Genomic DNA, 22,084 nt, shown 5'->3' on the forward strand with positions numbered 1-22,084 from the left:
TCAGTCCACCGCCCGGTGGACCGCCGCGACGATGTCGGCGGTCTGTGGCAGGGCGGCCTCCTCCAGTCGCCGCGCGTACGGCATGGGTACCTCCGCGCTGCACACCCTCTCGACGGGCGCGTCCAGTTCGTAGAACGACCCTTCCCCGATGCGGGCGGACACCTCGGCGGCGAGGCTTCCCGTCCGCCATGCCTCGTCGATGACCACCGCACGGTGGGTCCGGGCCACGGAGGCCGTGATGGCCGCGTCGTCGAGGGGGCGCAGCGTGCGCAGGTCGATCACCTCGCCGCTGATGCCCTCGGCGGCCAACTCGTCGGCTGCCGCGAGCGCCTTGGGCAGCGAACCGCCGTACGTGATCAGGGAGATGTCGGTGCCGGGCCTGCGGATCGCGGAGTGGTCCAGGTCCACCGGCGTGGTGGGCGGGAGGAGTTCGCCGGAGACGTTGTAGAGGCTTCCGTGCTCGAAGATCAGTACGGGGTCGGGGTCGGCGAGCGCAGGAGCCAGCATGTGGCGTGCGTCCTCGAGGGTGGCGGGGGCGAGGACGCGGATGCCGGGGATGTGCGCGTACCAGCCTTCCAGGCTGTGCGAGTGCTGGGCGCCGAGTTGCCGTCCGGCGCCCGTGGTCATGCGGATGACCAGCGGAACGGGCAGTTGGCCGCCCGACATGTGCAGCAGGGTGGCGGCGTTGTTGAGGATCTGGTCGAGGGCGAGCAGGCTGAAGTTGACCGTCATGATCTCGACGATGGGCCGCAGACCGGCCAGGGCCGCGCCGATGCCGGCGCCCACAAACGCGGACTCCGACAGCGGGGTGTCGCGAACGCGTTCGGGGCCGAACTCCTCCAGCAGGCCGAGGCTGACGCCGAAGCAGCCGCCGTACCGGCCCACGTCCTCGCCCATGAGGAAGGCACGGTCGTCGGAGCGCAATGCCTCGCGCAGCGCCTCGCGCATGGCCTCGCGGTAGGTCGTCTTCGCCTCTACCGTCGCTTCGGCGCCCATGGTCAACTCACCGCCTCCGACGAAAAACTGGTGACGTGGCGGAGAAGGTGCTCGACAGGCTCCTCTGGTGCCTGTTCGGCCGCTTCCACGGCGTGGTCGATCTCGTCGGCGATCCGCTGCTCGATCCGGGCGAGTTCCTTGTCACCCAGCTCACCTGTCTCGCGCATGCGGTCCATGAGCAGGCTGACCGGGTCCCGGGACTTCCACTGCTCGACCTCTCCCTTCTCGCGGTACCGGTCCGGGTCGTACATCGAGTGGGCGCGGAAGCGGTAGGTGCGCAGTTCCAGGAAGTGCGGTCCGGTGCCGGCCCGGATGCCCTCGACGGCCCGTCCGGCGGCCTGCTCGACGGCCTCGACGTCCATGCCGTCCACGGCCCAGGCGACCATGCCGTAGGAGGCGGCGCGCATGGCCAGGTCGGTCTGTGCCTCGTGCCGTTCGAGGGCCGTGCCCATCGCGTAGAGGTTGTTCTCGCAGACGAGCAGCAGGGGCAGCTTCCACAGGGCCGCCAGGTTGGCCGTCTCGTGGAACTCGCCTTCGGCGAAGGCCCCGTCGCCGAAGAAGCAGCAGGTGACGTGGGACTGTTCGCGCATACGATCGGCGAGCGCGAGGCCGGCGGCCAGGGGGAGTCCGCCGGCGACGATGGCGTTTCCGCCGTAGAAGCGCCGGCTCGCGTCGAACAGGTGCATGGAACCGCCCCGGCCTCCGCTGCACCCCGTCGTCCTGCCGTACATCTCGGCCATGACGGCCTCGGCCGTGATCCCGCGGGCCAGGGCGTGGCCGTGTTCCCGGTATGTGGAGACGACCGCGTCCTCGGGGGTCAGTACCTCGTTCACGCCGACGGCGACGGCCTCCTCGCCGATGTACAGGTGGACGAAGCCGCGGATCTTCGCGGCGCTGTACAACTCGACGCACCGCTCCTCGAAGCGTCGGATGCGCAGCATCGCCTCCAGCAGGTTCGTCCGGTGCCCGGGACCCGGCCGGCCGACCTGCCCGGTGCTCGCTTTGCGCTTACTCGTCTTGGCCGTCGCGGCCTTCTTGCCGGACTTCGGGGGCGCCGGGTCCTTCCGCGTACGGTTGGCGCGGGCCACGCTCATGTGGATCCCTCCAAGGTCGACAAGTCGCCGGTGGGCAGGCCGAGTTCACGCGCACGCAGCAAACGGCGCATCACCTTCCCGCTGCGGGTCTTGGGCAGGTTCTGGTCGAACACGATCTCCCGGGGCGCGACGGCGGGGCCCAGCTTGCGGCGGCCGAAGGCCAGCAGCTCCCGCTCCAGCTCCGGGGTCGGCTCGACACCAGGGCGCAGTGACACGAACGCCTTGACGACGTTCCCGGCGACCGGATCCGGCCGTCCGATCACCCCGGCCTCAGCCACTGCCGAGTGCTCCATCAGCGCGCTCTCCACCTCGAACGGGCCGATCAGATGCCCCGCCGACTTGATGACGTCGTCGGCCCGTCCCACGAACCAGTACCAGCCGTCCGCGTCCCGGCGGACAAGGTCTCCGGTCAGGTACCAGCCGTCCGCGAACGCGGCGTCATAGCGCTCCTTGTCGTGCAGATAGCCGCGGAACATCGACGGCCAGTCCGGCCGCAGCGCCAACTCGCCCTCGACGTCGGGGCTTTCCACCTCGGTGATCCTGCCGTCGGTGACCAGTGCCCGGCCGTCCTCCCCCTGCTTCAGCACGGTCGCCTCGACGCCGGGCAGCGGACGGCCCATCGAGCCGGGCCGGATCTCGCAGGCCGCGAAGTTCGCGATCATGATGCAGCCGGTCTCCGTCTGCCACCAGTTGTCGTGCACCGGCAGTCCCAGGACGTCCCGGCCCCACACGACGGCCTCCGGGTTGAGGGGCTCGCCGACGGAGGCGATGAAGCGCAGCGCCGACAGGTCGTGGGAGCGCGGCAGGTCGTACGGGCCCTGGCGGGGTGTGGCGCGCATGAGCATCCGCAGGGCCGTGGGCGCGGTGTACCAGACGGTGACCCGCTGTTCGCCGAGGATCCGGTACCAGCGCCGGGCGTCGTAGTCGCCCTCGTCGACGACCACCGTCACACCGTGGACCAGGGGCGCGATGATTCCGTACGACATACCGGTGACCCAGCCGGGGTCGGCGGTGCACCAGTACACGTCCTCGGGGTGCAGGTCGAGCGCGTACGCGGCTGTGGCGTAGTGCGCGACCACGGCCTCGTGCACATGGACCGCGCCTTTGGGGGTGCCGGTGGTCCCGCTGGTGAAGTGCAGCAGGGCCATGTCGTCGGTCGAGGTCGGCGGGATGGTGAAGGTGTCCGGGGCGCCACTCATCAGATCGTCGAAGGATGCGGTGCCGGGCAGGTCCTCCGCGCCGGGTCCGACGATCAGGACGTGTTTCAGCCCGGGGAGCGATGCCCGGCGCTCGGCGACCTTGCGCCGGTAGAGGGCCGCAGTGGTGACCAGGACCTGCGCATCGCCGAGACGCAGCCGCTGCTCTACCGGATCGGGTCCGAACGCGGAGAAGAGCGGGCAGAGCACGCTGGTGTTCTTCAGCGTGCCCAGCACCGCCGTGTACAGCTCGGGACAGCGGCCGAGCAGGGTGAACACCCGGTCCCCGTGGCCGGCGCCGAGTGACCGCAGGACGTTCGCGAAGTGGGCCGTACGGCGGGCCAGTTCCGCGTAGGTGACGGTCGAGACGGAGTCGTCCCGGGCGACGCACCGCAGCGCGATCTTGTCCGCGTGGTCCGAGGCCGCGTGCCGGTCGACGGCCTCGTGGGCCATGTTCAGCCCGCCGTCGGGCAGCCCCGTCAGGGCCGTGCGGGCCTGCACCCAGGTGAATTCGGAGCGGGCCAAGTCGTAGTCGGTGAGACGGGGCGGGACGACCTGTGTGGTGTCTTTGCGGATCGTTTCCCAGTGCATGGGTGCTCCTCCCGGCACTGCCCCCGATCTCCAGGGTCGTCGAGCCGGGCCGCGGCTGCACTTCGGCCACAGGAGACGACCCGACGGGACGGCGTGCGGAGCACAGCCGACGTGTATGGGGCCGAGGGCCGCCCGCTTCTTGTGGGCCCGAATTGCACGGTGCGCGGTGTCGCTCCGTTTCGCCGTGCCTCCTTGTGGCCCTCGGCTCACTTCCATGGCACCGCCGTCGGCCGGCGAGTGGTAGGGCCGAACGGGCCGGGACAAGGGACTGGACGGCCTTGTTCGGACTCTGCGGACCGGGCTTCACTCAGGATGCAGTACGACTTTGAGGGCGCCCGAGGTGGTGCTCTGCGCGGCCGCTTCGTAGGCGTCCTCCATCCGATCGAGGTCGAAGGTGTGGGTGACCAGCCGGGAGACGGGCAGGTGCCCGAATCGCACCAGCTCCAGCAGCCACGGCGTGGAGGACGTGTCCACCTGGCCGGTACTGATCGTCACGTTCTTGCGCCACAGGGACTCGAGATGCAGAGTGACCGGTTTGCCGTGGGTGCCGATGTTGGCGATGTGCCCTCCGGCGCGGACGGCGCGGGTGCACAGGACGAAGCCGTCCGGTTCCCCCGACGCCTCGATGACCACGTCGGCGCCCGGTCCCTCGGACAGATCGGCGATCATCGTTCCCGGTGGTTCGGCGGCATCGGCACCCACCCGGGCCGCGGCTTGCAGCCGGGCGGTGGACAGGTCCGCCACGATGATCCGGCGGGGCGAGTAGAGCCGTGCGAGGATCACCACGGCGAGACCGACGGGACCTGCGCCGACGACGACGACGGTGTCTCCAGGGCCCACGTGCCCGTTCCGCACTCCGACCTCATAGGCGGTGGGGAGGAGCTCGGAGAGCAGGACCGCGTCATCGAGGGGGAGCGCGTAAGGCCGCTGGGTCGTGGAGCAGTCGGCGAAGGGCACCCGCACGAACTCGGCCTGGGTCCCGCTGATCTGGTTGCCGAGGATCCACCCGCCACCCCCACTGCACTGGCCGAGCTTGGTGTCACGGCAGGCCGGACAGTGGCCGCAGGCCGACACCGAGGACACGATCACCTGACTCCCGGGGGTCAGGTCGTGGACGTCGCGGCCCACCTCCACGACCTCGCCGACTGCCTCGTGGCCGAGGACCGTCCCCGGCTTCACCTCGGGCAGGTCTCCGCGCAGGATGTGCAGATCGGTGCCGCAGATGGTGGTGGCGTCGACGCGCACGACCGCATCTGTGGGTTCCTCGATCGCCGGATCCGTGACAGTGTCCCAGGAGATCTGCCCGTGGCCGTGGTAGACGAGGGCTCGCATGGTCACCCACTCCCTGGCTACTCGGCCGACTCTCTCCACCGTCGCTCCGGAAGGACGCCAGGGCAACCGGGGCCATTTGGGCGTCGGGCTGCTCAGGACCATTGACTCCGTGGCCAGGCGGTCATGAGCCCGGTGTTCACGGCCGGACGCGTGGAGTTGCCGCTGCGCCGATCAGTGCCAGCCAGCTGCTCAGCCCGGCCGGGTCGGCGTTCCCGCACCGGAAGCCGACATGCCCGTCCGGACGGACGGCCACGAGACCGCGACCGGGGCTGTTCGCCAGCCGGAGGACAGTGATGTGCGGACCGGCCACCGCGTCCGGGGGCGGGTCGGCGTCGCCCTGCAGCAGGAGGTGCACACCCGGGCGGGCCAGCAGCTCGTGCAGCCGCCTGGGAGGTCCTCCGACGCTGACGGTCGCGTCCGGCAGGCGGTCTCCGGAGCGAGGAGCACCTCGCAGGCGCGGTGTTCCCTCCACCGACAGAGGGCTGCGCCGGTAGTTGACCCGCAGTTGGGAGACGAGACGGATACCCTCGGCGACAAGCCGTCGCCGGTCCAGGAGGGCGGGTATGGCCGGGGCTGCGCGCGGAGCGGCAACTGCCCTCAGCCATGAGGGGATCCGGCCGGTCGATGCCTCTGCCCAGAACGCCGTGTGAGTGAGGATCAGCCGTCGGTGCGCAGCAGGCCTGCGCTCCTCGTCGTAGGAGTCGAGCAGCACTTCGGCACCGAGCCCGTTCCCGGACTCGTCCCAGGAGTGGCCTGCCGCGAAGCCGAGCTTCCAGCCGAGGTTGGCCGCGTCCTGGATGCCGGCGTTCATGCCCTGGCCGGTGGCCGGTGAGTAGTTGTGGGCCGCGTCTCCCGCGAGGAAGAGCCGCCCGCTGCGGAAGCGCCGGGCGAGGCTGCATTGCAGCGACACCCGCGCGGACCACGCGAGACGCTCGATCCGTGCCTGAAGCCCCGCGTCGTTCAGGAGGCGCTGGAGCTCGGCTCTCGGGACGGCGGGTCCGGGCTGTCCGAAGTTCTGTCCGGCCCCGCCGTCAGATGCCCGCGTGGCCAGCAGTCGCCAGGTGGCCTGCTCTCCGAGCGGGAAGAGGAACAACAGTCCTTGGCGTCCCGCGAACACCTGGGCACCGGAAGGGCCGGGGACGCCGCCGAGGCCGAGGTCGAGGTCGGCGAGGACCACTTCTTCGCTGTAGGGCCTGCCGTGCCACCCGATGTCGGCACAGGCCCGCACGGTACTGGCCGGGCCGTCGCAGCCGACGACGAAGGGGCAGCGGATCTCCTCGATGCCGTGCCGCGAACGCAGCACGGCCCGCGCGCTCTGCCCGTCGTCGTGGGCAGTGATCAGTTCGGTGCCTCGTTCCACCGTCACCCCGCGGTCGGCGAGTGCCTGCGTCATCGCTCTTTCGACGTCCATCTGCCGCACGAGAGACAGATGGGGGAACGCCGTGTCGGGCAGCGCGAGGTCCGCGAGCCGGGTTTCGACGACGCGGGAGCCGAGATGAAGGGCGACTGCCGGGGCGGTGTCCGCGAGCTCGAGCAGGGCGTCAGTGACGCCGAGTGGACGCAGGACTTCCAGGGTGCGGGGGTGCAGAATGAGCGCGCGGGAGGGCCGGAACGGCTCGGGCCGCCGCTCGACCACCCGGATGCGTGCTCCATGGTCATGGGCCTGTAGCGCCAGCGTGAGGCCGGTCGTACCGGCTCCGACGACCAGGATGTCCACCGCTGTCGTCACGTCCCGGCCTGTATGCGCGACCATGCTTCGGCGTCGTGTGAAGCCGAGCCCTCGATCAGCCCTGGGTCTGCGATCACGTCGTCTCGGCGCAGCCCGGGCAGAACGGCGTAGCGGATCGAACCCGGCACGCTGACCAGCGCCAGAACCCGCCACAGCGACCGCGCGTAATGTTCGGCTCGCTCCGGGCCGTCCCACTCGTACACGCCGCGGTAGCGACCGTGCTCGTCGTGGGCCAGCCACAGCTTCGAGGTGAAACCGGGGAAGCCGACGAACAGCGGGGTATTCAGCATGCTCTCCTTGCGGAACAGCGCGTGTGCGGGCCCACGGACCAGGCGCAGGGTCCCTCGCCAAGCCGCTGCCGAGACGTGTTTCCCGGTACACCCGGGCGGAGGTGTCGTCGGCGAAGCGGAGTCGCATCCCCAGCCGTTCCTTCGACAGGTGGACCTGGTGCCGCGCGAGCAGCGCGAAGCTGGCGAGAATGCATGCGGCCACGGCCCGCCATGCCTCGCCAGGAGCGAGCGGTGTCTGTTCACCCGTGGTGGCGCCCATGGTGGCCTCCTCCCGAAGGGCCGAAACGGGCGTACGACGCCCAGTTCTGCCGCCCCGGCCAGACCGGCCGGGTTCCCCCTCCTACAACCCACCGTGCGGGAATGCGCCACGTCCCGCGAACCGTGGCGGCTTCCCGCTTATCTAGTCCGGCTCCATGTAGGGGCGGCGGAAAACCGGGGCCTGGCCGGTGCCCCACGGGCGTACGGTTGCCAGTGCCTGGGCGACCACGGACTCCAACGGACCACTGGTGTCGACCGCGACGGCCTCGGGCCACGGCGGTTCCGCGGCCGCCATGGCGGAGGCGATGTCGAGGTCGGCGTCGGATGCTCCGGGGGCACGCGCGCTCAGGCGGGCCGCTGACACCTCGCCCGGTACGTGGCAGTGCAAAGCCACCAGGTCGGCACTGGTGCGTTCGGCCACGCGCAGAGCCGCTTCGCGCTGTTCCGCGTCGGACCAGGTGGCGTCCAGGACGACGGATTCGCCGGAGGACAGCAGGGCGGAGGCGTGGTCGAGGAGGGTGGTGTAGGTCCTGGACGTCCACTCGGGGGTGTACAGGCCCTCGCCATAGCCGGCCGCTGCGGACTGCTCGGCGGGGATGCCCGCCAGCTCCTTGCGGAGGCGGTCGCTGCTGAGCAGTGTGACCCCCAGCCGGTCGGCCAGAGCTCCGGAGAGGGTGGACTTCCCACTGCCTGGCAGCCCGCCGACAAGGATCAGGCCGACGGCGGAGGTGCGCAGGTGACGCAGCGCCGTCGAGACCAGGCGCCGCGCCACTGCCTCAGCGCCGGGCACGCCTTGTCGTGCCTGGATCAGGGAGACCTTGGCGCGGACGAAGGCACGGTAGGCGACGTAGTGGTGCCACAGGGAGGGGGGCGCGGGGTCGCCGGAGTACTCGCTGTACTGGGCGAGAAAGTAGGCCGCGGCTTCCGGGGCGCCGAGCTGTTCCAGGTCCATGGCGAGGAAGGCCGCGTCGTCGAGGCCGTCGACATACCGGAGGTGGTCGTCGAACTCCAGGCAGTCCAGGACACGAGGACCGTCGTCGAGACAGAAGATGTCCTCGGAGAGCAGGTCACCGTGGCCGTCGACCACCCGCCCATGTTCGATACGGGAGTCGAACAACCGCTTGCGGCCGGCGAGATAACGGCGTACCAGCCGCTCGACCTCCGCCACGCCCTCGTGTATGAAGCCGTCGTCGGCCAGTGTCCGGACCTGCGCGAAACTGGCCTCCCAGCGCGATGACAGCGCATCCCGCGTGCCTTGCTCGTCCACCTCGCGGCCGCGGGGCGCCTCGGCGTGCCATGCAGCGAGGTGCCGGGCGACGGCCCGCAGGATGTCGTCGACGGAGGCCCCTTCTCGCACCAGGCGGGAGAGGCGACGGTCCGCCGGCATGCGGCGCATCACCACGAGTGGTTCGGCTTCTCCCGCGTCGGGGCTGTGGATCTCGCCCAGGCCCAGGTAGACGTCGGGGGCGAAGCGGCGGTTGAGGGCGACTTCGCGTTCGCACGCGGCCCGGCGAGCCGTCACCGTCGTGTAGTCCAAGAACTCCAGGTCCACCGGTTTCTTGAGCTTGTAGGCGCGGTCGCCGGCGAAGAACACGATCGCCGTGTGGGTCTCACGTACCTCCGCGCGTGGCAGTGGCGTGCCGTCGTGGTCGGCACTGGGCCGGAGCACGGAAGCGTCGGCCCACCCCACCGACCCTGCCGATTTCTTGCGCAGTCCAGGCTCAGCCATGAGGAACGACGACGACGGGGCAGCGCCCGTGGTGAATGGCGGCCTGGGCGACGGGACCGAGGTGAGGCGCGAGGCCGCGACGGTGCTCCCGCCGGCCGACGACCAGCAGCGCGGCACCTTCGGCGGCCTGTACGACGGCCTTGGCAGGGCTTGCGAGACGGATGCTGTCGGCCACCTCCACATGCGGGTACTTCTCGCGCCATGGGCGGAGCGCCGCGCTCAGCTGCGCCTGCGCGTCCCGTGTCATCTCCTCGGTGACGTCGTGGTCCACACCCCAGGGCACACGCGCGTGGAGCGGCACGCTTCGGCCGTGGACGGCCAGGAGAGGGACGCCCCTGGCCGCAGCGGTGTGGAAGGCGAAGTCGAGCAGGTCCTCGGAGGACCCGTGCAGTTTGAGGGCCACGACCACGCGGCTCGCCGGTGCCGGAACCGGTCCCTCCTCCTGGGTCTCAGCGCGGACCAGGACCACCGGCCGCTCGGCCCGTGCCACGACAGCCATGCTGACGTCGCCCAGAAAGTAGCTCTGGACGAGCTCCAGTCCCCGCGAACCGAGGACGATCATCTCCGACTCCGACGCCGCCTGGAGCAGGGCGTTCTCCGCGTCGTCGGCGACCAGGCTCTCGACGATGGACAGGCCGGGGTGGCGTGCTTGGAGTTCCGCTCGCGCGGTGTGGACGAGACGCTTCGCCCAGTAGTTCTGATCGACTTCGGAGGGGACGCTGGTCGGTTCCGGCGCCAGCATCGGCCAGGCGTGCAGCAGGCGCAGGGTGAGCCCCCGCTTCTCGGCCTCGTCGGCGGCCCAGCGGGCAGCGGCAAGACTCTCGGGTGAGCCGTCGAGGCCCACGGTGAGGACGGGTTGCATGGCGGCTGCCTCCGTGTCGTAGGAAGCTGGAAATGACGGTTGATGAGTCTCAATGCCGGACTGTTCGGATGGTGCCGACAAGCCGAGCGTGGCGCGTTCCCTCATTCGAGGAGTACCCCAATCCCCTCCGCGGCGCATGTGGACCTGTGAGTGAGGGGGGGCGGAGGCGTGAAGTCCGGCACGAGAGGAGACAGGGGCGGTGACGATTCCCCTGGTGGCCGGCGTCGACGGGTCCGAGGCGAGCCTGGAGGCGGTGGACTGGGCCGTTGACGAGGCGGTCCGCCACGCGGTGCCACTGCACCTCCTGCACGCGGCGGCGCGAGACCACGAGGTGTCCGACGTGATCGGCCACGCCTTGGAACGTGCCACGGAGAGGGGTGCCGCGGTGCGGCTGTCGAGTGAGGTGCTGCATGAGGACGCGGCCTCCGCACTGATCGACAGGGGGCGCAACGCCTTCGCCCTGGTACTCGGGTCCAGGGGGCTCGGAGGCCTCGCCGGAATGCTTTTGGGCTCGGTCAGCCTGGCCGTGGCGGCACGAGCGGACTGCCCGGTGGCCGTGGTGCGTGGCACGGCGGAGCACCGGGGTGCCCGGTTCGGGAGTGTCGCCGTCGGTGTCGAGGACGGGGAGGGAAGCGGCACGGCCGTGCAGTTCGCGTTCCGCGAGGCCCATGTCCGGCAATGTCCGCTGGTCGCGGTGCACGCCTGGAGCGCACAGTACGGTGCTCTCACCTCACCTCAAGCCCCCTCGCGGTACGCCGTGGAGGCCCATGGCCGCTCGCCGGCGCAGGTACTCGACGACGCCCTGCGCGACCCGGCGGAGCGTTACCGCGACACCTCGGTGAGCCGGCGGGTGGTCGAGGGACCGGCACGCCGGGCACTGTTGGAGGCAGCGTCGGAGGCGGACCTGCTGGTCGTCGGCGCCCGTAGACGACAGGGGCACCTGGGCCTGCAACTAGGCCTGACCAATCACGCGGTACTGCATCACGCGCCGTGTCCCATCGTGATCGTTCCCCAGATGTGACCGCGGACAACCGGAGACGGACCACGTCGACGGTCGGCGCCCGCTGGGCCGGAAGTCGGTCCCACAGGGACTTTCGGCCCTGTGGCCGGAGGCAGCTGCCGTCGGATGCTGGGACGACGAAGCGGGGGAACGGACCAGCAAGTTGCTGGAGGCCGACTCATGAGCGCAGAAGATTCGCCGCACGCGTCCGGCCCGCACCCGTCGCGCCAGGAGCACACGTCAAAGGAGGCGAACCCTCTGCGACGTACATCCGACAGGTTCGAGTCCTGGATCCGCGGCTTCCTGATGCTGCTCCTCGTCCTCGGCCTGCCGGTGGCCGCGCTCAGCGCGGGGCTGACGGCGTACGAGTCGTCGATGCGCACCGTGCAAGCCCAGTCGGCGGAACGGCAGGAGGTCACCGCCCGCCTGACGTCGGACGGCAAGGGCGGCACCGTAAGCGGGAAGCAACAGGTGTCGGTCCGTTGGACAGACGACAACGGCACGGTGCGGACGGCGACCACCCTCGTGAAGTCGGGAACGCCCAAGGGCGCCACCGTGCGGGTGTGGGTGGACAGGGACGGAACCATCACCGGTCCGCCGAACAGCGAGCTCAACGCGAGGAGCACTGGCTGGTTCGTGGGTGGTTTGGCGGCGCTCGGCGTGGCCGGCTGCTTCTTCGCCGCCGGGGCAGGCATGCACCACCTGCTGGACCGGAGAAGGTACGCGCAGTGGGACGCGGAGTGGGACCTGGTGGAGCCCCTGTGGTCCGCGCGCTTCCGCCGGTGACGGACGGGCGACCGGACGTGAGCTGAGGAGGCGACGTCGATGTCCGATGCGACGACCACCGATCTGTACGAAGTGACGATGGCCATGTCCTATCTGCGGGAGGGGATGACCGGCCCGGCGACGTTCAGCCTTTTCGTCCGCGACCTTCCTCCTGAGCGCGGCTTCCTCGTCGCCGCGGGACTTGAGTCGGCCCTGGACTACCTGTCCGGCTTCCGCGTCGGCCCTGAGGACGTCGACGTCTTCGCTTCCGCGCTACACCGGCCGCGGCGGGATCTGGAGCACCTGCTCGAGCTCGAGTTCACCGGCCTTGTGCGGGCGGTGCCGGAGGGGCGGATCGCGCTCGCGGGAGAGCCCTTGCTGGAGGTGACCGCGCCGCTTCCGCAGGCGCAGCTGGCCGAGACGTATGTCCTCAACCAGCTCAGCCATCAGACGGCGATCGCCTCGAAGGCCGCGCGGTGCGTGCTCGCGGCGGCGGGGCATCCGGTCGTGGACTTCTCCCTGCGGCGCACCCACGGGACGCAATCCGGGTTCCAGGCCGCCCGTCTTGGTGCGATGGTCGGCTTCGCCGGGACCAGCAACGTGGCTGCGGCCACGGCTGTCGGCATACCTGCCGTGGGCACGATGGCCCACTCCTTCGTGGAGGCGTTCACCTCGGAGGAAGAGGCCTTCCGCGCGTTCGCACGGTCCCACCCCGGCCCGTTGACCTTCCTGGTGGACACCTACGACACCGTGGAGGGCGTCCGTGTCGCGGCGCGCGTCCTGAAGGACCTCGACCGCGGGCCCGGCTCCGCTGTACGGCTGGACAGCGGCGACCTCGGAGCCCTGGCGGTCCGGGCCCGCTCCGTCCTCGACGACGCGGGCCTGCCGGACGTACGGATCATCGCGAGCGGCGGTCTCGACGAGTACGCCGTGGACGACCTGGTCCGCTCCGGAGCCCCGATCGACACGTACGCCGTCGGCACCCGCGTCGGGGTCTCGGCCGACGCGCCCTATCTGGACTCCGCGTACAAGATGGTGGAGTACGACGGACGCCCGGTGATGAAGCTTTCGTCGGCGAAAGTGACCGCACCGGGCCCCAAGCAGGTGTTCCGCCGTGCCGGCTGCGCCGACGTGATCGGTCTCGCCGACGAGCAACCACCCGACGACGGCAGTCCGTTGCTGGAGACGGTGATGCGGAACGGGCAGCGCATCGGAGCCAGGTCCGGGCTCGACGAGTGCCGGGAGAGATTCGCCGGAGACCTGGGCGGGCTGCCCTCGGCGGCCCGTCGGATCCGAGCGCCGGTCGCGCCTCGCGCGACGGCCTCCGAGCACCTCAGCGCACTCACCGTCCGAGTCCGCAGGCGTATCGAGGAGCAGATGCAGGCCGTCTCCACACGGAGCACGGTCTCGGAACGAACCGCATCCGGATCACATCGGTCCGAACCGAGGTGAGGAGGAAAGCGATGCCGCATACGGTGGAATGGAAGGTCCGTCTCCATCTTTTCGAGGACGACGAGGGAACGACGAAGGCACGGGTGGTAGTGGACACCGGCACCACGGCCCTCACCGGCCACGGGGCTGCGCACTGTCATCCTGCGGACATGAACGTGCCGGAGATCGGCGACGAACTGGCGGCGGGCAGGGCCATGCACGACCTCGCCCAGCAGCTGGTGAATGCCGCCGAGCGCGACATCGAAGGCGCGGGCACACCCCGACCGAGCGCCGGTCAGGTCGCCGGATGGCCCTTGTGACCGATGGCGGTGCGGCAGCCCCGCACGACCTCCGGTGTCCCGTGCCGGATCGGGAGTCCGGCAGATTTCCAGCAGGCCTCTGCTGTGTCGTGCGGGGGCTCAGCTGCCGGTGGGGGATCGCCGGGTGTCGTCCGTCCGGAAGGTGATGTGCTCGGCGACCGAGACCACGCCGTCGACGCTCCGGCACAGCCGCTCGATGACCGGGATCAGGCTCCTGACCTCGACGGAGCCACTGAGGTCGACCCGCCCGTCCCGCACCTCGACGGTCACTTCCGAGGGAGCAAGCCCCATGGTTCGCCACAGCACGTCTTGGGTGATCTCGTCGCGGATGGCGTCGTCCCGGCGCAGGAAGATCCGCAGCAGGTCACCGCGGCTGACGATGCCCAGGAGGCGGTCCGCCTCGTCCACCACGGGCAGCCGCTTGACGTGGTGGGCCTCCATCAGCCGGGCGGCTTCGACCACGCCCCACTCCGGGCGCGCGCACACCGCGGGAGCCGACATCAGTTCCTCGGCGCGGGAACCCTCGGCCTTGGCGCGTTCCCATGCCTCCAGGTGAGGAACCGGGACGCGACCGGACGGGTCGGCCTGGTCGGCGCTCTTGCGCAGCAGGTCGGCTTCGGACACCACACCAATGGGGTGGTCCAGATCGTCTACCACGGGTACGGCGGTGACGTCGTTCTCCGTCAGCAGCCTGACGATCTCCTTGAACGGCATGTCACGCCGCGCCCGGACGACGCCTCGGGTCATGAGCTCCGCGACCGTTCGGTGGTGCATGTCGGCTCTCCTTCCGGGACGTGACAGCCAGTCGCACGGCCCATCCTGCGTGCGGAAAAGGGGGTCTGTCGGCCCATGCGGCGGTGTGTCGTACGTGGCAGGTTGGATACAGCACCATTCTGAGGAGAGGGCGGCGATCATGCGAGCTCATCTCGGCGACCATCTCGTCATCCAAAGCCCGGCGACCGGCGTCACCAGGCGCGACGGCGAGATCGTCGGACTCCACCATGGGGATGGAACACCCCCCTACGATGTGCGCTGGTCGGACACGGACGAAGTGACGCTCGTGTTCCCCGGGCCCGACGCACACATCCGCCTCGTCGAACACGGTGATGCGGGGGCCGCGCCCGGGGCCGCCCCGCCGACCGGGACACCCAACCCCGGAGACGTCGGCCGGCGCGTGGCCGTCGAACGCCACAGGCAGAGGCTCAGCCGAGGGGAAACGGCCCGTCGCGCCCGCATGTCTCCGGACTATCTCGCATACCTGGAGGAACAACCCGCCGACCCGACCGTGGCGACTCTCATCAGGCTGGCCGACGCGCTGGGCACCACCGCCGCTGCCCTGCGCGGGGGCGGCATCGATCTGCCCCCCGGCCAGGGCCACGCACTGCTGCACCCTCAGCTGCGGGATCTCAGCCCGGAGGAATGCCGCACCCTGCTCTCCACACATGGCGTGGGGCGCATCGCGGTGTCGGCGACCGACGGACGCCCGGCGGTCGTCCCGGTCAACTACGAGGTCGTCGATGACGCGATCCTCTTCCGGACCGCGCCCGGCTCGGCGCCCGCGGCAGCCGTGGGAAAGGAGGTCGCCTTCGAGGTCGACCATGTGGACGACGCTCTGAGCCAGGGCTGGAGCGTGCTCGCCGTCGGCCCGGCGCGCGTCATCACGGAGCCCGACGCCGTGCGCGGGCTCACCCAGCGCGCCCACACCTCGCCATGGCCGGGCGGCGCACGCGAGATGTGGGTGTCGATCCGGCCCACGAGCCTCACGGGCCGGCGCATCACTCCTGCCGACCAGTGAGCGGCCCCGGGACGCGGCCCGCCCTACGCGCACCCGTCACCAAGCGAAGAGTGATCGACTGATCCCGTCCCGGGGGGTGCCGCCGACTCGCGAGAGGAGGATCCGGTGAGCGAACAAGCACTGTCCGACGAACGCGTGACGGCCCTGGCCCACGATGCTGCCGCTGCCCCGTCGATGCACAACGCACAGCCCTGGCGCTTCCGCTACGTCCGGCACAGCCGCACGTTCGAGATGCGCGCCGACTTCGAGCGCGCCATGCCGCACTCCGACCCCCGAACCCGCGGCCTCCACATCGGCTGCGGTGCCGCCCTGCTGAACCTGCGGGTCGCCGCGGCCCACGAGGGCTGGTATCCGCAGACCCGGCTGCTGCACGAGCCGGCCGACCCGGCGCTCCTCGCGAGCGTGCGGCTGAGCGGACCCGGAAGCGGGGAGAGCGACCTCGGCGCGCTGTATCCGGCGATTCGCGAGCGGCACAGCAGCCGCTTCCCGTTCGAGGAGACGGAGATCCCCGATGCCGTACGGAGGGCGCTCAGCGAGGCCGCTCGCCTTGAGGGAGCCGTACTGACGTTTCCCACCTCATGGCATCTGCAGGAAGTGCTGGACATGGTCCAGGAAGCCGAGGCGCGCAACCTCACCGACCGTGGCACCGACCAGGATCTGGCCGAATGGACCCGTATCGATGCCCCGTCAGTGAACATGACCGACGACGGAGTCCCGGACTACGCCTTCGGGCCGCGCAAGCGCGGGGGCAAGGCTCCGATGCGCGACTTCGCGGGCCCGCGACAGGTGGCGGGACGGAGCGCGGCGGACTTCGAGCGGAACCCTCAACTGGCCCTGGTCAGCACGATCCACGACCGCCCGGAGGACTGGTTGCGCGCCGGCCAGGCCATGGAACGCGTCCTGTTGCTGGCCACCCTGGAGGGCGTGTCCAGCTCCTTCGCCACCCAACCCGTCGAATGGACGGACCTGCGCTGGCCGCTGCGCGACCCGGTGTCCGGGACGGGCTACACGCAGATGCTGCTGCGCCTGGGATACGGCCCCAAAGGCCCCAGCACACCGCGCCGCCCGGTGTCGGAGGTACTCGACATCCGGCCCTGACGCGCCAGGGGACTGCAACAGGTCGGCGTCCATGACTGGCAACCGCTCACACAGATTCCTCGGGGCCGTCCGGGTCGGCTGACGGACCGGTGAGATGGGGCTCGACGTCCACGACGCCTTCCACGGCGCGCACGAGGCGTGCGGCGACCGAGATGAGCGAGGTGTCGTGGATGTGCCCGCGAAGGGTGACGACCCCCTCGTGGACGTTCACGTGGATGCCGTGGCTGAGGGCCGGGAAGAGGTAGGACACCACGGTGCGGCGGACCTCCTCCTCGATGTCCTCGTCCGATCGCAGGAAGACCTTCAGCAGATCGGCGCGGCTGACGATGCCCTGGAGCATGCCGATGTCGTCGACCACGGGCAGCCGCTTGACGTGCCTGACGGCCATGATCCTTGCCGCCTGGGCCAGGGTGGCGTCGGGGTGGACGGTGATCGCGGGGGTACTCATGAGCTCCTCCGCCGTCACTGCCCCGGCCTTGGCGAGATCGGACAGCCGTCGGCGCTGTTCGAAGCGGCTCGGATCGCTGTCGCGGAACTCCTCCTTGGGCAGCAGGTCGGCCTCCGAGACGACGCCGATGACGCGCCCTTCTCCCTCCAGCACCGGCATGGCACTGACCTTCCACTGCTCCATGGTCCGGACGATCTCCTTGAAGGGTGCGTCGCGTCCGACGGCCACGACCGTCTGCGTCATCACATCGCTCACGATGTGCGGGGTCTCAGGCACTTCGCACCTCCTCGTCCTGCCTCGTCAGGGCACTTCGCCGGCGCCGTGGGGCGCATACAGGTCGAGCAGCCGCACCCGGGCGGACCTGAGCCGCCCTGCGATCACTCCGGCCACATAGGTCCACAGCGCTTATTGCGTCAGCTCGGGGTCGTTCTCGCACAACTCAAGGACCGCGGCCGCGTCGAACTCGTAGGCACGTACCGGGCTGGCGGCCCGGGCCCCAAGGTGCCAGTGATGGGGCGGGACCAACCAGGACCACACCAGCAGTGCCCCGGCACCGAGGGTCTCGATGACCGCCGCACGGCGGCCGGGGCCTGCTGCTCCTTGGTCAGGGCGCCGAAAAGCACCGGACCTGGCAATCACAATCGCCGTCCCTTCACCATGACCTCGAAGCGGAGGCGGGCTCGTATCAGGCCGATGAGACGGCCGTGGTGACGACGCACGACGCGAGTAGCGGCACTGCGCCCGCTCTCTCACCTGACTCCACAATCGTCGCAAATCGACACAGTGCAACCCGGGTCCAGGCCCCCTGGCGAGAGCCGGTCCACGTGTCGCGATGGCCCCACGGGGGTGCGACGGTATTGACAGGGGGTTTCCGGCAGTGGCCCGGCAGGAAGGTGGTGGTGACCATGGAACTCCCGCTCGTGGTGGGTGTCGACGGATCGGATTCCAGCCTGCAGGCCGTGGACTGGGCGGTGGACGAGGCGGCGCGCCTCGGGCTGTCTCTGCGGCTCGTCTATGCGTCTTTGTGGGAGCGGTACGAGGGACGCCGCCCCTCCTTCAGCGCCGACCGTCCGGCAGAAGAGGTCATGGCCGAGCACATCGCCGCGTCCTGCGCGGAACGCGCCGGACTGCGCAACCCAGAGGTCAAGGTGTCGAGCGAAGTGCTGCCGAGCGATGCCGTGTCCGCGCTGCTGCACGCGGCTCATGAATCCTCTGCTTTGGTCACGGGTTCTCGCGGACGTGGCGAGATCGCCGGGTTGCTGCTGGGATCGGTCAGCCTCACGGTGGCCGCCCGTGCCGTGTGCCCGGTCATCGTGGTCCGCGGCGGGGAGCGGAACCGGCAGGGGTCCTTTGGTCGGGTGGTGGTCGGCGTCGGTGACTCAACAGACGGCTCGGCCGCTGTGCGGTTCGCCTTCCGCGAGGCCGAGGCGCGCGGCTGCGCCCTCACTGCCGTACGGGCCTGGCGCCGCCCCGCCAATGAGCACGCGGGCCATCCCCTGACCGCGGGCGATACCGCCGGTGCCGATGAGGAACCCGCCTCCGCTCTCCTCACCGACGCACTGCGCGACGCCGTACGGAATCACCCGCAGGTCGATGTGCATCGCCAAGTCGTCGAAGGCCCCGCGCACAAGGTCCTCCTGGACGCCTCGGTCGAGGCCGACCTGGTGGTCGTCGGTGCGCTGAGGCGGCACGGCCGCTTCGGTCTGCAACTCGGCAGGGTCGCCCACGCCCTGCTGCATCATTCGGAATGCCCGGTGGCCGTCGTTCCGCAGCGGGCCTGATCCGGCGTTGGGCGACGGATGTCGGAGTGGATGTGGCAGTACGAGGGCTACGACCCCGCTGCCGAGCGGCTGCGTGAATCGCTCTGCACGCTCGGCAACGGCTACTTCGCCACGCGCGGCGCGGCGCCCGAGTGCCGGGCGGGCTTGGTGCACTACCCGGGAACCTACGCGGCCGGGTGCTACAACCGCCTGGAGTCGACCGTGGCGGGACGGCGGGTGGTGAACGAGGACCTGGTCAACCTCCCCAACTGGCTGCTGCTGCGGTTCCGTCTCCGTACCGCTGAGGGAGCCTGGCGCCCGTGGTTCTCCCCGGACACGCACTCCCTCCTGGACTACCGGGTCACCCTGGACCTGCGCCGTGCCACGCTCACCCGCGCGTTCCGCCACCGGGACGACGAGGTGGGCGTGCTCGACGTTGCACAGATCCGCCTGGTGCACGTGGGGGATCCTCATCTCGCCGCGCTGCGGACGGTTTTCACGGCCGAGAACTGGTCAGGAGAGATCGAGATCGAGTCCTGTCTCGACGGCGAGGTGATCAATGGCAATGTGCACCGTTACCGTGCTCTCAACGGGAGACATGTGACCCGTGTGCGGACAGGGACACAAGAGCCCGACACGGTCTGGCTGAGCTGCCACACCAGTCGGTCGGACATCAGTGTGGCCATGTCCGCCCGGACGGTACTCGCGGACGGGTCTGCGGCCTCGTCGGGGTTTCGCGCAGCCCGCCGCCGCGCCGTCCACCGCCTGGTGGTCCCGATCGCACCCGGCCGGCCGGTCGCTGTCGAGAAGACCGTGACGCTGCACACCTCACGCGACACGGCGATCAGCGACCCGCTCGAAGCAGCACTCGACCGCGTTTCCACGGCTGCGGACTTCTCGTCCCTGCTGGACTCCCACTTGGCCGGGTGGGAACGGTTGTGGCGGCGAGCGGAGATCCAGGTGCCCGGCCAGGCCGGCCGCGTCCTGCGCCTCCACCTCTTCCACGTCCTGCAGACGCTGTCCCCGCACACCGCGGATCTGGACGTGGGCGTGCCGGCCCGAGGACTGCACGGTGAGGCGTACCGGGGGCATGTCTTCTGGGACGAGCTGTTCGTCCTGCCCTATCTCAACCTGCACTTCCCAGAGGTCTCCCGCGCCCTGCTGAACTACCGGTACCGACGCCTTCCGCGAGCACGCCGGGCGGCCGCCGCGATCGGCCGGGCCGGGGCGATGTACCCCTGGCAGAGCGGCAGCGACGGCCGCGAAGAGACCCAGGAGTGGCATCTCAACCCCCGCTCGGGGCGCTGGCTTCCGGACCACTCCCGGCTCCAGCACCACGTGGGCTCGGCGATCGCCTACAACGTGTGGCAGTACTGCGAGGCAACCGGCGACACCGAGTTCCTGCACACCAAAGGCGCGGAGATGCTGCTGCAGATCGCTCACTTCTGGGCGGACCTTGCCGTCTTCGACCCCGATACGGGCCGCTACCGAATCCGCGGCGTCGTCGGCCCCGACGAATACCACGACAGCTACCCGGGTGCCGACCGGCCGGGACTGGACGACAACGCGTACACCAACGTCACCGCCGTATGGGTCCTCACCCGCGCCCTGGACCTCCTGCGGCGCCTTCCCGCCTGGCGCCGGGAGGAACTGTTCGATCGCGTCGGGCTGGAGGCGGGCGAACTCCCGAAGTGGGACGAGATCTCCCGGCGCTTGCTGGTGCCGTTTCACCAGGGCGTCATCAGCCAGTTCGAGGGCTACGACGACCTCGCCGAGCTGGACTGGGACGCCTACCGGGCGCGCTACGACAGCATCCGGCGGCTGGACCGGATCCTGGAGGCCGAGGGCGACACGGTCAACCGCTACAAGGCGTCCAAGCAGGCCGATGTCCTCATGCTCGGCTACCTGTTCTCGCCCGCCGAGCTGGGGCACCTCTTCCAGCGCCTCGGATACGCCCTAGACGACGAGATCTGGCGCAGGACCGTCGACTACTACCTCCAGCGCACCAGTCACGGCTCCACGCTCAGCGGGCTCGTCCACGGCCTGGTCCTCGCCAGGGCCAGGCGAGCCGAGGCGTGGCAGTACGTCCAGGAGACCCTGGAGGCAGACATCGCCGACATCCAGGGCGGCACGACCGGCGAAGGCATCCATCTCGGGGCCATGGCCGGGACCCTCGACCTGGTCCAGCGCGGTCTGACGGGACTGCAGACGCGCGAGGACGCCCTGTGGCTGGACCCCGTGCCCCTTCCGGCGCTCTCCGAGTACGGATTCTCGCTGCGCTACCGCGGCCACTGGGGTGTCGGCGTACGGCGCAGGAGGGGACAGCTTGAGATCGTCGTACCCGACTCGGAGGAGTCACCGATCCGCGTGGTGCTGGCCGACCGGGCCGTGAGCGTCGCGCCCGGAGAGACCTGCACGCTCGTGCTGCCGGCGAGTTGACCCCTTAGGAGACGTGGATGAAGTGGTTGGTCTCGCTGGCCGGTGCCGGGCTCGTCATGGTCACCTTGCGGGACCTGTTCCACACCCTTTGGCACCCCACCCGCCATGGCGGCCTGAGCCGCCTCGTGATGACGGCGCTGTGGCGACTGGCTCGGCGTTTTCGCTCGCGTGGGCGTGTGGTCGGGCTCGTTGGGCCACTCGCCATGGTGACGGTCGTGGGCATGTGGGCCCTCACCGTCATCCTCGGCTGGGCCATCGTCTACTGGCCCCACATGCCCGGGGCCTTCACCTTCTCACCCGGTTCCGAAGCGGCGCAGGAGGCGGCGTGGCTCGACTCCCTGTACCTCTCGCTCGTCACGGTGGCCACGTTGGGGCTGGGGGACATCGCACCCGCCGAGGGCTGGCTCCGCCTGGTCTCACCATTGGAAGCCCTGGTCGGCTTCGCCCTCCTGACAGCCACCGTCTCCTGGGTGCTGGAGATCTACCCGGCGCTGACCCGCAGGAGGGTCCTGGCGATCCGGCTTGCGCTGCTGCGTGACTCGGACCCGACGACGCCGCAGATCGACTGCACGGCGGGGGCCCTGCTGCTGGACAGCCTGGCCACCGAAGTCGTACGTGTCCGTATCGACTTCACCCAGTACGCCGAGGCGTACTACTTCCACGACGGGGAGGACCACTCGTCGCTGGCAGCCATGGTCGGCTACGCAGCCGACCTCGCCCAGCACGGACAGGCAGCGCGGCGGCCGGAGGTACGACTGGCCGGTGACCTGCTCGACGGTGCACTGCAGGACCTCGCCGCCATCCTTGACCAGCGCTTCCTCCATACGGGAGGAACGCCGACGCAAGTCTTCGCCGCGTACGCCGCCGATCACGGCCGCAACCATGCCGAGCCCTGAGTAGCGGCTGATGGTGCTGTGCTGGTCGTCGGAGCCAGAGGGTCGTGGCGCAGGT

General features: G+C 70.2%; 19 protein-coding genes and 1 pseudogene. 9 read left to right on the forward strand and 11 right to left on the reverse strand.

Annotated features, from left to right (window positions below):
- From ACIA8X_RS25510 to ACIA8X_RS25545, 8 genes are all read right to left on the reverse strand, one after another.
- Positions 1-996, reverse strand: coding sequence for an alpha-ketoacid dehydrogenase subunit beta (locus ACIA8X_RS25510; protein ID WP_393443681.1), 996 nt, complete (start codon positions 994-996; stop codon positions 1-3).
- A gap of 2 nt (positions 997-998) precedes the next feature.
- Positions 999-2,090 carry a pyruvate dehydrogenase (acetyl-transferring) E1 component subunit alpha gene (pdhA, locus tag ACIA8X_RS25515; protein WP_393443679.1) on the reverse strand — a complete coding sequence of 364 codons (1,092 nt, stop codon included), beginning with the start codon at positions 2,088-2,090 and terminating at the stop codon, positions 999-1,001.
- Positions 2,087-3,877, reverse strand: a complete 1,791-nt coding sequence (acsA, locus tag ACIA8X_RS25520) for an acetate--CoA ligase (protein ID WP_393443677.1) — start codon at positions 3,875-3,877, stop codon at positions 2,087-2,089. Before acsA ends, pdhA begins: the two co-directional genes overlap by 4 nt.
- A 303-nt stretch (positions 3,878-4,180) precedes the next feature.
- Positions 4,181-5,209, reverse strand: coding sequence for an alcohol dehydrogenase catalytic domain-containing protein (locus ACIA8X_RS25525; RefSeq protein WP_393444368.1), 1,029 nt, complete (start codon positions 5,207-5,209; stop codon positions 4,181-4,183).
- 136 nt (positions 5,210-5,345) lie between these two features.
- Entirely contained in the window at positions 5,346-6,938 is a 1,593-nt protein-coding gene (locus tag ACIA8X_RS25530; protein WP_393443675.1) for an FAD-dependent monooxygenase, read from the reverse strand.
- Positions 6,935-7,228, reverse strand: a complete 294-nt coding sequence (locus tag ACIA8X_RS25535) for a hypothetical protein (RefSeq protein WP_393443673.1) — start codon at positions 7,226-7,228, stop codon at positions 6,935-6,937. Before ACIA8X_RS25535 ends, ACIA8X_RS25530 begins: the two co-directional genes overlap by 4 nt.
- 400 nt (positions 7,229-7,628) lie before the next feature.
- Positions 7,629-9,215 carry an AAA family ATPase gene (locus ACIA8X_RS25540; protein WP_393443672.1) on the reverse strand — a complete coding sequence of 529 codons (1,587 nt, stop codon included), beginning with the start codon at positions 9,213-9,215 and terminating at the stop codon, positions 7,629-7,631.
- Positions 9,208-10,077, reverse strand: coding sequence for a universal stress protein (locus tag ACIA8X_RS25545; protein WP_393443670.1), 870 nt, complete (start codon positions 10,075-10,077; stop codon positions 9,208-9,210). Before ACIA8X_RS25545 ends, ACIA8X_RS25540 begins: the two co-directional genes overlap by 8 nt.
- Positions 10,078-10,276: 199 nt before the next feature.
- On the opposite strand from ACIA8X_RS25545, the gene ACIA8X_RS25550 reads away from it, so the two are divergent.
- The 4 genes from ACIA8X_RS25550 (at position 10,277) to ACIA8X_RS25565 (ending at position 13,593) form a co-directional block, all read left to right on the forward strand.
- Entirely contained in the window at positions 10,277-11,098 is an 822-nt protein-coding gene (locus ACIA8X_RS25550) for a universal stress protein (RefSeq protein ID WP_393443668.1), read from the forward strand.
- Positions 11,099-11,257: 159 nt separating this feature from the next.
- A complete protein-coding gene (locus tag ACIA8X_RS25555; RefSeq protein WP_393443667.1) occupies positions 11,258-11,863 on the forward strand; it encodes a hypothetical protein in 606 nt (201 codons plus the stop codon).
- A 39-nt stretch (positions 11,864-11,902) separates the two neighbouring features.
- On the forward strand, positions 11,903-13,294 hold the full coding sequence (locus ACIA8X_RS25560; protein WP_399459179.1) for a nicotinate phosphoribosyltransferase: 1,392 nt from the start codon (positions 11,903-11,905) through the stop codon (positions 13,292-13,294).
- Between the two features lie 11 nt (positions 13,295-13,305).
- Complete coding sequence (locus ACIA8X_RS25565; protein WP_393443663.1) at positions 13,306-13,593, forward strand: DUF1876 domain-containing protein; 288 nt, start codon at positions 13,306-13,308, stop codon at positions 13,591-13,593.
- A 99-nt stretch (positions 13,594-13,692) separates the two neighbouring features.
- Here ACIA8X_RS25565 and ACIA8X_RS25570 read toward each other — a convergent pair whose 3' ends face one another.
- Complete coding sequence (locus tag ACIA8X_RS25570) at positions 13,693-14,367, reverse strand: CBS domain-containing protein (RefSeq protein ID WP_393443661.1); 675 nt, start codon at positions 14,365-14,367, stop codon at positions 13,693-13,695.
- A 139-nt stretch (positions 14,368-14,506) separates the two neighbouring features.
- Here ACIA8X_RS25570 and ACIA8X_RS25575 point away from each other — a divergent pair, with 139 nt between their 5' ends.
- A complete protein-coding gene (locus ACIA8X_RS25575; protein WP_399459180.1) occupies positions 14,507-15,388 on the forward strand; it encodes a pyridoxamine 5'-phosphate oxidase family protein in 882 nt (293 codons plus the stop codon).
- 105 nt (positions 15,389-15,493) lie between these two features.
- Positions 15,494-16,486 carry an Acg family FMN-binding oxidoreductase gene (locus tag ACIA8X_RS25580; RefSeq protein ID WP_393443657.1) on the forward strand — a complete coding sequence of 331 codons (993 nt, stop codon included), beginning with the start codon at positions 15,494-15,496 and terminating at the stop codon, positions 16,484-16,486.
- Positions 16,487-16,532: 46 nt separating this feature from the next.
- Here ACIA8X_RS25580 and ACIA8X_RS25585 read toward each other — a convergent pair whose 3' ends face one another.
- On the reverse strand, positions 16,533-17,210 hold the full coding sequence (locus ACIA8X_RS25585) for a CBS domain-containing protein (RefSeq protein WP_393443655.1): 678 nt from the start codon (positions 17,208-17,210) through the stop codon (positions 16,533-16,535).
- Positions 17,211-17,234: 24 nt separating this feature from the next.
- Positions 17,235-17,522 (reverse strand): annotated as a pseudogene (locus ACIA8X_RS25590) (hypothetical protein); the annotation flags it as partial.
- 317 nt (positions 17,523-17,839) lie between these two features.
- Here ACIA8X_RS25590 and ACIA8X_RS25595 point away from each other — a divergent pair.
- The 3 genes from ACIA8X_RS25595 to ACIA8X_RS25605 are packed head-to-tail and all read left to right on the forward strand — an operon-like array spanning position 17,840 to position 22,029.
- Positions 17,840-18,715 (forward strand): universal stress protein, encoded by an 876-nt coding sequence (locus ACIA8X_RS25595; RefSeq protein ID WP_393443653.1) that lies wholly within the window; start codon positions 17,840-17,842, stop codon positions 18,713-18,715.
- An 18-nt stretch (positions 18,716-18,733) separates the two neighbouring features.
- Positions 18,734-21,133, forward strand: coding sequence for a glycoside hydrolase family 65 protein (locus tag ACIA8X_RS25600; RefSeq protein ID WP_393443651.1), 2,400 nt, complete (start codon positions 18,734-18,736; stop codon positions 21,131-21,133).
- Between the two features lie 17 nt (positions 21,134-21,150).
- Positions 21,151-22,029, forward strand: coding sequence for a potassium channel family protein (locus ACIA8X_RS25605; protein ID WP_393443649.1), 879 nt, complete (start codon positions 21,151-21,153; stop codon positions 22,027-22,029).
- The last annotated feature ends 55 nt before the right edge of the window (positions 22,030-22,084 follow it).

Source organism: Streptomyces sp. NPDC051738 (assembly GCF_044453205.1).
In the GTDB taxonomy this organism is placed as follows: domain Bacteria; phylum Actinomycetota; class Actinomycetes; order Streptomycetales; family Streptomycetaceae; genus Streptomyces.